This window comes from Gammaproteobacteria bacterium, assembly GCA_022340215.1.
GTDB lineage: Bacteria > Pseudomonadota > Gammaproteobacteria > JAJDOJ01 > JAJDOJ01 > JAJDOJ01.
The window spans coordinates 1-10,430 of record JAJDOJ010000227.1 but is presented as its reverse complement, the minus strand read 5'-3'; the positions used below and the strand labels follow the sequence as shown (position 1 = coordinate 10,430).

12 protein-coding genes are annotated in these 10,430 nt (G+C 59.9%); 2 read left to right on the top strand and 10 right to left on the bottom strand.

Features of this window, described 5'->3' with window-relative positions; all coding sequences use genetic code 11:
• Positions 1 to 319: 319 nt before the first annotated feature.
• The 4 genes from LJE91_15885 to LJE91_15870 all read right to left on the bottom strand — a co-directional run bounded on the left by LJE91_15885 (position 320) and on the right by LJE91_15870 (position 3,516).
• Positions 320 to 1,753 carry a sigma-54 dependent transcriptional regulator gene (locus LJE91_15885; protein ID MCG6870150.1) on the bottom strand — a complete coding sequence of 478 codons (1,434 nt, stop codon included), beginning with the start codon at positions 1,751 to 1,753 and terminating at the stop codon, positions 320 to 322.
• Positions 1,754 to 2,177: 424 nt separating this feature from the next.
• Positions 2,178 to 2,636 carry a CBS domain-containing protein gene (locus LJE91_15880; GenBank protein MCG6870149.1) on the bottom strand — a complete coding sequence of 153 codons (459 nt, stop codon included), beginning with the start codon at positions 2,634 to 2,636 and terminating at the stop codon, positions 2,178 to 2,180.
• Complete coding sequence (locus LJE91_15875; protein MCG6870148.1) at positions 2,629 to 2,946, bottom strand: hypothetical protein; 318 nt, start codon at positions 2,944 to 2,946, stop codon at positions 2,629 to 2,631. The genes LJE91_15880 and LJE91_15875 overlap by 8 nt, the downstream gene beginning before the upstream one ends.
• A gap of 174 nt (positions 2,947 to 3,120) precedes the next feature.
• The gene (locus LJE91_15870) at positions 3,121 to 3,516 is read right to left on the bottom strand and encodes a hypothetical protein (protein MCG6870147.1); all 396 of its coding nucleotides are present in this window, start codon (positions 3,514 to 3,516) and stop codon (positions 3,121 to 3,123) included.
• Positions 3,517 to 4,204: 688 nt separating this feature from the next.
• On the opposite strand from LJE91_15870, the gene LJE91_15865 reads away from it, so the two are divergent.
• Positions 4,205 to 4,951 (top strand): encapsulin, encoded by a 747-nt coding sequence (locus LJE91_15865; protein MCG6870146.1) that lies wholly within the window; start codon positions 4,205 to 4,207, stop codon positions 4,949 to 4,951.
• Between the two features lie 280 nt (positions 4,952 to 5,231).
• Here LJE91_15865 and LJE91_15860 read toward each other — a convergent pair whose 3' ends face one another.
• The 3 genes from LJE91_15860 to LJE91_15850 form a co-directional block, all read right to left on the bottom strand.
• Positions 5,232 to 6,644, bottom strand: a complete 1,413-nt coding sequence (locus LJE91_15860; protein ID MCG6870145.1) for a hypothetical protein — start codon at positions 6,642 to 6,644, stop codon at positions 5,232 to 5,234.
• 584 nt (positions 6,645 to 7,228) lie between these two features.
• Positions 7,229 to 7,729 (bottom strand): hypothetical protein, encoded by a 501-nt coding sequence (locus LJE91_15855; protein ID MCG6870144.1) that lies wholly within the window; start codon positions 7,727 to 7,729, stop codon positions 7,229 to 7,231.
• Between the two features lie 23 nt (positions 7,730 to 7,752).
• Positions 7,753 to 8,124, bottom strand: coding sequence for a hypothetical protein (locus LJE91_15850; protein MCG6870143.1), 372 nt, complete (start codon positions 8,122 to 8,124; stop codon positions 7,753 to 7,755).
• A 490-nt stretch (positions 8,125 to 8,614) separates the two neighbouring features.
• On the opposite strand from LJE91_15850, the gene LJE91_15845 reads away from it, so the two are divergent.
• Positions 8,615 to 8,776, top strand: a complete 162-nt coding sequence (locus tag LJE91_15845; protein MCG6870142.1) for a hypothetical protein — start codon at positions 8,615 to 8,617, stop codon at positions 8,774 to 8,776.
• A 655-nt stretch (positions 8,777 to 9,431) separates the two neighbouring features.
• Here LJE91_15845 and LJE91_15840 read toward each other — a convergent pair.
• From LJE91_15840 to LJE91_15830, 3 genes are all read right to left on the bottom strand, one after another.
• A complete protein-coding gene (locus LJE91_15840) occupies positions 9,432 to 9,905 on the bottom strand; it encodes a type II toxin-antitoxin system VapC family toxin (protein MCG6870141.1) in 474 nt (157 codons plus the stop codon).
• A gap of 30 nt (positions 9,906 to 9,935) precedes the next feature.
• Positions 9,936 to 10,217 carry a DUF2442 domain-containing protein gene (locus LJE91_15835; protein ID MCG6870140.1) on the bottom strand — a complete coding sequence of 94 codons (282 nt, stop codon included), beginning with the start codon at positions 10,215 to 10,217 and terminating at the stop codon, positions 9,936 to 9,938.
• An 11-nt stretch (positions 10,218 to 10,228) separates the two neighbouring features.
• Positions 10,229 to 10,430 (bottom strand): DUF4160 domain-containing protein (locus LJE91_15830; GenBank protein MCG6870139.1); only part of this gene is annotated, 202 nt, incomplete at its 5' end.

Sequence of the window (10,430 nt, the reverse complement as noted above, 5' to 3'; positions counted from 1 at the left end):
AGGCGATTTCTGTCAAATGACATACCATCCTGCTTGTCTTTGTCGTCCGTCCTCTGTGTTGCGACAACAGTGACATAGTTCGACTATGCGCCTGTTGTCGCGCCTTGATGACGAACGAAAATCCGACGCGATCTGGTATATCATTTTCCGGCAATCGCCTTAAGGCGATTTCTGTCAAATGACATACCATCCTGCTTGTCTTTTCGTCCGTCCTCTGTGTTGCGACAACCGTTACATAGTTCGACTATGCGCCTGATGTCGCACCTTGATGACGAACGAAAATCCGGCGCAATCTGGTATGCCATTTTCCGGCAATCGCCTAAACCGCTTCGATGCGTTCGCCCTCGGTCCGAGCCCCATTATGGGCGCGCAGGCTCAGGTGATATTTCTGAATCCGGTACCGCAACGTCTCCCGGGTCGTACCCAATGCCCGGGCGGTCGCTGTTACATTGTAGTCGTTGCGCTTCAGGGCAGTTTGAATGATGTAACTGTCCATCTCGTCCAGCGCCATCGAACCGTCCAGGGGGATGGTGACCCGGTCGCCCTCGACTTCGGGGCCGCGCCGAGGCCCTTGCAGGCCCTCGGCCAATTGCAGCCAGCGCTCGGGAAAGACCTCGCTACTTGCGAGCAGAACGCAGCGCTCGATCACATTGCGTAACTCGCGGACATTGCCCGGCCAGTGATAAGCCCGCATCCGTCGATAGATACTGTCCGGGATGCGCTTGACCCGACGGCCGGCAATGGCGTTGAACTCGGCAACCATATTCGGCACCAATTCGTCCAGATCATCCAGTCGTTCTCGTAACGCCGGCAGTCGGAGGAGGAACACACACAGGCGATGATAGAGATCTGCCCGAAAGCTTCCCGCTCTCACCTCATCCTCGAGGTCGTGGTTGCTGGCGACCAGCACCTTCACATCGACCTTGATAGACTTCTCGCCGCCAACCCGACGCAGTTCGCGGTCTTCGATGGCGGTCAGCAGCTTCGCCTGAAGGGCAAGATCCATCTCACCGATCTCGTCGAGGAAGAGCGTACCGCCGTCGGCCTGTTCGAGATAGCCACGATGGCGCCCCTTCGCCCCGGTGAATGCACCGGCCTCGTGTCCGAAAAGCTCAGATTCGAGAAGATCTCTCGGCAGGGCGGCGCAGTTGACCTCGATCATCGGCCCGTCCGGACGCGGACCGGAATGATGCAGGATCCGGGCGACCAGTCCTTTGCCGGTTCCGGTCTCACCCGAGATTACCAGGCCGCTAAAGGGAACGACGGCAAGGCGTTTGATCATCTCGCGCAGGCGCCGAGTCGTCTCGCTGTGCCCGAGGAACGCTTCCGGTCGGTACTGCCTGCCACCGAACTCGGATTGCAGTCGCAAACGGCGCTGCGCGCGGGCACCGCGTCGAGCACCATTGAGCACTGCCGCCAAGCGCTCGGTGCTGCACGGTTTCTCGAGGAAGTCCAAGGCACCCAGCTGCAATGCACGAACCGAATCAGGGACACTGCCATAGGCCGTCAACAGGACCCATTCACAGAGGTTACCTGCAGACCGAACCTGTTCGAGCAGATCGAGCGAATTGCCGTCGGGAAGACTCATGTCGGCCAGGACCACCAGCGGCTCCCTGCCCTCGTCGAACAGCAGGCGCCGCGCCTCAACGATCGAACCGGCCAGATCAACGTCCCAGCCCGCTTTGCTGAAGTGCCGAGTCAATTCGATGCCCAGTAGCCGTTCGTCTTCAATGATCAGTAGCGTATCGCTCATTGTGACCTCACACTCGTCCGTCCGCACAGACCCGCCTCGATTCGCCGGCCCCCTTCCTTCAATCCACAGGCTCCACTGCAGGAGACCGCTGAGGGTACGTCCCGGTTCGACAGGAGCTACCCGGGCCTCGATACTCAAATTGTTGTAGCCCCCGCCAGATGCGACGGCGGAAGGCACGCCGAGGCGCTCCGTGGAGGACCGGGCCGCGACCGGCGTCGCTCCGTTTATTTTGCGTCACAGCCCCGACCGACCCTCTTGCGCCTCGAATGCTCCACTCCGTATGACCTCCCGACAGAATACGACCGGCGAACCGTGTGCCGTCGGCCAGGCGGGTACGGCAGGTAGTGAAACTGGCTGACGTCAGGCGGGAACATTGAGGCCCCGACCCCCTCCGACAGAAGCGGACTGAATAGTTGTCTGTCGGTCACAGCGGCTCGCCCCTTACCCGGCGTACGTACTCGGGTTCCGGGCCATCCGGCGCGATCGGATCGAGAAGGTCAAGCAGGCGACGCAGACACAGGACGCCCTCATATCGGTCCTTACAGTCGTATGCCAGCACCGCGGACAAACCTTTGCGCCGCATCAGCTGCAGCGATTCCGCGGCGGTCATGTCGACCCGGAACAGTACCGGCTGACAGCTCATGACATTAAGCACCGGTGTCGTTCCGGGATCGTACCCGGCTGCGCAGGCGGTCAGGGCCAGGTCCCAGACGCTGATCGACCCCACCACCCGCTTACCATCACTGACGGCGAGCAACTCAACCTCCACCTTCTGCAAAGTCAGCGCCGCTTCCTGCAGGGCCGCGGTCACGGGTACGAGAGGCAGGCCGGTCAACAGCGCCTGGACGGTCATCGCCGCCTGCATCGGGTCCTTTTCAACCATGGGTGGTAGGCACCGTGCGCGCCTGTCGCTCCGGGCCCGGGGCGTTTAACCCATCGAGTGGATCCTCCGGGGCGACCGGGAGCGTCTCGGTCACCTGCACAGACTTTCCCTCGATCATCATGCGTCCGCACAGATCAGTTTCCCATTGGAAGATTTCGATTTTCTCGCCGAGACCGGGGTCGTCTCGAGCGATCAGATCAACCATGCTGCTGACCATCAGCCCTGCATCGGTCGACTTACCAGACCTGTCGGGATCATGCACGTCTGCCATTTCGCTGCTCCTCCCTGAGTTCAGGTGTGGAATCACCATATCGTGCTGATCCCCGCCCGAGAACAATCCCGTCGGGGCAACTGGCCCCGCGTGGTGAATATCCACCCTCTCAAAACATCGGACGCCTTTCACTGTCTCACCCGCGCGACCTGCCCTCCCTGTCTGACGCTTTCACGGACAGCGGATTTCTGAAGGTCGTAACGACACCCCAACTCACCCCTCGGGGGGGCCGTATCGAGTTCCCGGGTAACTATGCGTTTGCAAGTAGCGTACCCATCGAAACCCTGGTGGAGGTCTCGGGAAATTCGTCGGCGCACCATCCATACGGGCAACCTCGACCGGCGCCTCCCACGATGCAACCACGGTGGCATTGGTCATGAGTCCCGGGGTGATTTTCGGCCCCGAGGACGGGATGACGCTGAACGGGCCGCAGCGACTGTCCACCCAGGTGGTTTTCAGCCGCTTTCCGAAACCGGTCGTAAGTGCATGGGATTCGCTCGGGTGCCTCGCCGCCACCCTCACCCAGTGACCGGCGTCAAGCAACTGCGGGACCGCCCGCCGATGAAACCCGTCCCACCAGACACGCAGATCCGCATCGACTCCATGCAATGACCTCTCGTTAGGCGATTGCCGGAAAATGGCATACCAGATTGCGCCGGATTTTCGTTCGTCATCAAGGCGCGACAACAGGCGCATCGTCAAACGATGGAACGGTTGTCGCAGCACAGAGGACGGACGAAAAGACAAGCAGGATGGTATGTCATTTGACAGAAATCGCCGCAGTCGGCCGCCCACACATCGTTATCGACCAACGACCTGCGGTTTGGTGGTTCGGCCGCGACCGCGGTACGGCGACGACCGGATAACAAACTCTTCAATCGCACCAATCGGGTGTCAGTCTGTATTGTGCCGCACATGCCAACTCCTGCGGTACCGAGTCAAGCGAGTCACCGGCCGACTTTGCTACCGTCCTGTGTCTATCGATCGCCGTGGCGGATCGTCTCCGAATGTCCGTGCACGAACAGTGCCGCGCGGCCAGCTCGCGGGACAATCCGACGCTGGGACGCACACGCCGCTGCCGGAGCGGTGCAGAGGCATCCGGTGGGTCGAAATCCCCCGAAAACGGTGGATATGCCCCATCTTCCACCGGCTGTCGAAGGTCAATGGCCCGCGACGGCCCGTAACCGGGCGACCGGAGCGCGGCCGGTGTCTGTGGCATGTCGTTTGCTTCCTTTCAGGTCATCGAGCATCTGTCGTGTCAACGAGTGAAGCTGGAGGGACCACGAGTCAGCAACGCATGAGCGAATCATCGGCCACCTTGCACGAGCCGCCTGGCCGGCTCGCCGACAGCACCATCGAACTGCACCGCGCCCTGGTCTCTCTGCAGGAGGAACTGGAGGCTATCGACTCGTACCGGCAGCGTTCAGACGCCAGCCGTGACAGCGCCTTGCGGGCCATACTCGAACACAACATGGCGGAAGAGATCGAACACGCGAGTATGCTGCTCGAATGGCTGCGGCGCCGCCACACCGCATTCGCGGCCCAGTTCGATACCTACCTTTACAGCGAGGGTTCGATCTGCGGGTTGGAAGAATTGATCTATCACGGCATCGCCGAACAGGGCCTGGCCGGTCTGATGACCGCCGAGGGCCGCAACCAGGTCAAGATTCGTGACTGGGAACAGGTCGGACACACCCTGAACGACGTCATCGCCGCGGTCGACCGGCTGGACGAGGGCGGTTTTCGCGGCCCCTATGCCCTGTCCCTGTCGCCGAGCCGCTACAACAAGCTCTTTCGGCGTTACGAAGGATCGGATCTGCTGCAGCTCGATCATCTCAGTCGCTTGTGTGAGGCCGGGGTGTACAAGGCCCCGATCGAGGGTGCCGTAGTGGTTGACCCGAAGGTCGGGCAGATCAACATCGGCCAGGACCTGAGGATCGGCTATTCGGCCAACGACGGCATCCACTATAAGCTGTTCGCCAGCGAGAGCCTGGTGCTGCTTCTCGACGACCCGGCGGCCGTCTGCACACTCGAAGAGCAATAGCAGTGTTGTACGGACCTAAGACCTCACATCGACTCGAGGCGCGATGACGGCAGGGAGGCCTGCCCGGTGTGGATAATGCCAGCAGCTCACCACCCTCAGACAAGCGGTACCGATTTTTGCCTGATTCGATTGCGATCTCCGGTGACGACGCCAGACCGCACATTCGGGAGATCGGGAACCATGCAATACCCATGCTGCATCTTGTGTCAGCCCATTGTGCTTTGGCCAAAACTGGGTTGGCGGACTGAGGCCTTCACTCGACCGGCAACCGGCGCCCGGCTCACGCCGCGACTGTTTGGTCGTTGAGCATCAGGGAGGCACAGGCCCCACCCTCGGCCCGATTGACCAGCTGCAGCTGGCCCGTGTTGGCGACGGCAAAGCGCTGCACCGTGGCCAGGCCAAGTCCGGTGCCGCCCCGGCGCCAACTGCCGAACTCGTGCACCCCGGCCCTCAGTAGTTCCTCGGGGAAACCCGGGCCGTCATCGCTAACGTTGATCGCCACCCGCTCGTTCGACTGGCGTTCGGCACGAATGCGCACCGTACCGCCACGGCCTTGCAAGGCCTGGGCGGCGTTTAGTACGAGGTTGAGCAGGGCGTGACGTAGGCCGCTCTCCGGCAGAATGCACAGCAGGTCCTCGGGGACATCCGTTTCGAGCGTAACCTCGTCGTCCAGTTGATAGCGCATCAGACTGGCCATCTCCTCGACCACGGCACGCAACCGCAGGACTCGCGGCCGCTCCGGTACCTGGCGCGACTCCTCGACGACTCGAGTCAACAGATGCGCGATGCGTTCGAGCTCGGCGATCACTAAACCCAGGCGCTGGTCCTGATCCTCCGAATCGACCTCTTCGCGCAGGTTGGTCAGGGCCATAAGAACCCCAGACAAGGGGTTGCGCAACTCGTGACCGAGCCGCGCCGAAACCTCGCCGACCGCCGCCAGGCGCTCCCTCCGCGCCAACGCCGCCTGCTGCTGAAACAAGGCCCGGGTGGCCTGGTCGACGTCCTGGCGCAGAGAGTCCTCGCGCTTCTGGTGACCCTGTTCGAGATCGTGCATCCGCTTCACCATCCGGTTGTACTTCTCGAACAGGGGCCGCACCAGCGGATCCACGTTGTCGGAGGCGGCCACTGCGTAATCCTTGCGCGCCAGCAGGGCGAGAAAACCGCTGAGGTCGTTGACCGGCGCCAATACCCGATAGTGAAAGAACACCAGCAGGGCGAGCGACAGCGCCGGCAGAATGACGGCCAGCGCCAGCGCCGCCTGAAACTCGCGCTGGTTGTCCTCCTGGAGCTCGGCAAGCAGGGTTCGCTGGGCATAGCCCTCCGCTTCCAGGACGGCCCCGATCCGTTCCCGGACTTCGGCCACCGACACCGGATTCCTCGTTTCCAGGGATTCCGCGGCACGGGTCAGTTCGGCCGCCGTGCTCGGCGCCAGCGCAATCGGGAGGGCGGCGAGTTCGCGCAAGGTCGCCGCCAGAGAATCTCGCTCCGACGGCGGCAACTCACCCCGCTCGGATTCCGACCTCAGCCGCCAGTAAGCTTCCTGCAGTGAGCCAACCAGAACCTGGTGGTCGGACACCGGTCGCAGCCGTTCGCTGTTGGTCCAGGTCATGGTCAGTACGAACAGCAGCAAAACACCGACGATCAGCCCGCCGCCACCGACCAGCAGTAGTACCGTTCGATAGAGCAACATCATGGCCGTGTCTTTCTCGGATCGAGGCGAAATCCTGTGGCAAACGGACAAACCCCGTGCCGGTCACGCCGGTCCACGCAGCCCATGAGCACCTTGGTCGTCTGCGCCTTCACATTCAAGTCTGCGGCTAGAACGGGCGCCGCCGCGAGAACGGCGTCATCAGGGAACCAAAGACCGCCATCACCACCTTCAGACGAGAACATGTCGCGCACGATGTCGGGGGTCGGTTCGGGCAGTAAGGCGATTGCCGGAAAATGGCATTCCAGGTTGCGCCGGATTTTCGTTCGTCATCAAGGCGCGACAACAGGCGCATCGTCGAACTCTGGGAACGGTTGTCGCAACACAGAGGACGGACGACAAAGACAAACAGGATGGTATGTCATTTGACAGAAATCGCCTAAGAACAGGCCGATCCCCTCGGCGGGCCAGTACCGCTCAACGCGGGTTGTCCGGAGTGCGTCTCGTTTTCCCCAGCAGAGCAGGTGAATAACAGCCGGAGCAGAAGCGTTTAGCGACTCTTTCCACAGCAACCCTCGGCCGGCTCCGGGCAAATGATTACCGGCCTGCCGGGCGGAACACCGGCGGCCTCACGGAAATGGCGGGGTCCCTTGCGCGTCCTCGCCGAGGACGGCCACCTCCGGGTGGCGTTGCTTGATGCCGTTCTCCACCTCCTCGACCCGTTCCTTGTCGACCTTGAGCACGATGACCTGACTGCCCTGACGCATGGCGCCGTCCAGGCGGTAAAGTTCCCGCGCAAGGCCATGGTCGAACCATAAGCGCGACAGCGCGCCGCCAACCGCCAATACCAACAGTAACACCAGCACCACCACCAGACCGAGCCCGAAAAGTGCCATCAACAGAAGGCCGATCAACAGACCGACCACTCCACCGATGAGTGCACCAAACCTGGCGTTTGCCGCCGGTGAGCGATAGCGAACCGTCCTGACCGCGAGTTTCGGCAGCCGCTCCAGACACATGCTGAACACCCGGATTCGGGGTGCGTCCACGCCGTCGCGAATCAGCGCATCGGTTACCTCGCCGACCTTCGACTGCGACTGCTCCGGGATTGTGAGATAGATGTAGACCACAGGCTTAGCCGACCACCGCGCCCTTATCCGCCCAACGGCTCATATACCCCCGCCACCGGGAGGGCGTCGCAAAAGCCCGTACAGCACAACCACGCACCAGGCCGAGGACCGGGATCCGGATTCCCATCGTCGTCCGCCAATGCGGCACGCGGCCCGTTCGCGTGGGCGATATTTCGTCCCTGAGCGGCCGCCGGATCGCTTTTTCTGGCACGCTTCGCACCCGCGCGCTCGGACTGCTCGGCCTCTTGCTGGTCTTGCCCCCTGGCCCGTTGTTCGGCAGCCTTCTCCACCCTCCCGGACTCGACAAACTCACGGGTCGCCTCCTCGTAACGGTGAACGGCCGCCTTGTCGCCTTCGCCCGGGAGGTCCTCATGTTTGTCTTTCTTGCTACCCATCTTGCACCCCCGAATCCTCTGTGAAATCGCTTTGGCTCGGTGCCGGTACCGCTTTGTCACCACTGGTGTTACGCAGACTTATGCAGGGCGCATGCCAGGAGATCGTGCGAGACGTGATATAGCGTGCCGAACTCGCTGTAGCGGCCTTAACCATCCGGGGAAATGCCCTGGCACTCAGGTGCAAATGCCCCACGCCTCAGGCGATTTCTGTCAAATGACATACCATCCTGCTTGTCTTTGTCGTCCGTCCTCTGTGTTGCGACACCCGTTCCATAGTTCGACTATGCACCTGTTGTCGCGTCTTGATGACGGACGAACATCCGGCGCAATCTGGTATGCCATTTCCCGGCAATCGCCTCAAATCCAGGCACTGATCGGAGAAGCCTGCCGTAGAGTCCAGCTTCGCAAGCAGTCGGTTCATACGCCGTTCATAGCCGATGGTGGTCGACAGCCGGCTGCCGATGCTGCCGCCGCACAGTGAGCCGGCGACATGGGTCGGATAGACATCGATGAAATCCGGCAGGGAGCGCACCTAGTCGCGCAGGATGTGGCAGAACACCGCCGCATTGCGGCGCGTCTTCTCGGCACCACCGAGCAGATCGGGACGGGCAACGTCACCGATCAGAAGGGCGCCGCCGGAGAACAACGTTAACCTTCAGCCGCCGAGGAACGAGGTCGGCTGGAAGGTTTTGTTGGACGAAGCCGCTACGCGGAGAAGTGCTCATCGTCCGTTGAACCCGAGACGATACCCTCTAAGCCCTCATAGAGCGGGCACCCGTTTTTTATCCGCGAATCCTCTGGTCTAGGTTGCCTCGTTAATCTCTTTAATCTCAGGGCCGCTCAGCATTGTCAGCGCCTCTTTGATTTTCTCGTGCCTATCGACCAGAATGGCATGGACTTCAAGGAATACCATCCGTTTACCCGCGGAGTTTCAATCGCGTGTTGCGCCCGTCCGAAGCCCTGCTAATCCGCATCTTGTTGATTTCACTAGAATCCGTGCCAGAAAAAGATATTTTCAATTAGCACACTATTCCGGCTTGTCAAGGCCGTTTCTTGTACCCACCTCCCGAACATCTGCTTCTCAACTCCCCCGGGCTTGTCCAACAAACGGTTCAGATCGTGGTTCGCTTCACTCTCACGATCTAACCTTATTCGTTAGCAGCCTGGGCGGCAAAGACACGACTCTATGCCCACAGTTGCTTTCTATCCTCTTTAGATCTGCGCAAATGGCCGCCATATCATGGTTGAACTCTTCTGCGTGTGCCTGGCGTGCCTTTCGCACCTCTTCTACAATAGAATCTTTCATGTCAGTCTCCAAGGAGCCCATCTGGGGAGCAGATTTCTGGTGGTACGAAAGCCCGGTCTTCAATTACTTTGATGATTCGGGCCTTTTTAAAGGCGTTATTAATATGGCTGAAATTCCATGTCAGCAGGAACTCCATACCGTTTAGACTTGCCACCGCAATATGTAATGCATCCTCTTCTGCATTCGCCGGAATAGCGTTTGCAGCAATCAGCAACTTCGCAAGCTCCTGCGCTTGAGCCGTAAGTTCTAGAACGGGAATGCCAGAAATTGCACTCAAGCGCTTCCTTGCGGCTTCTTTGTCTCCGCGCGATGCCTCCTGTATGACGAGCGCAGAGATGTAGATGTCGAATTCATCCTGAAGCACCGACCACATCTCGTGTGTAATTTCCTGCCGCGCTGCAATAACCAGATCGCGGTTCGGTCTCGCCGTGTAATAACTAATAATAGATGTTTCAAGGTAGATCTTTGGTTTCATGTCAGTCGTTTTCTGCCGCTAACGCTGCGCTCAGCCGCGCGGCTTTCTGGCGTCGGCTGCAGCGCCTTGTTGTGCGGCCGAACGCTGGCTTTTGTTGTAAACAAACTCAGGATCAAGGTCTATCCCCGAATCCCACTCTATGGTGTCGAATGACACACGAACTCGATTGAACGCATTGCGCTCCTTGAGTCTCTGAAAAATACCGAAGTCCAAATATGGCTTCATATCCAAAATTCCTCTTTCCCCGTTGTCAAAGTCAATTGAGAGAAGATAATCCTCAGTCGGAGTGACATTTTTCACAGATGGATACATAATTTCACCTCTTACTGTAAGGGCTGAATTTTGAATGGCTCTTCTCCATTCATTAACAGCTCCCAATCAGCTATCAGCTCTTCCTGATGAAGTTCCGCCCATGCCAGAACAAGCTTAGTCTGTTTTCTCGGTAAGTCTCCTTGAATTACTTCGCATGTGCGTACATCAACGGTTGCCTTATGCTCGCCGTAGTAGACATGAAAATGTGGTGGC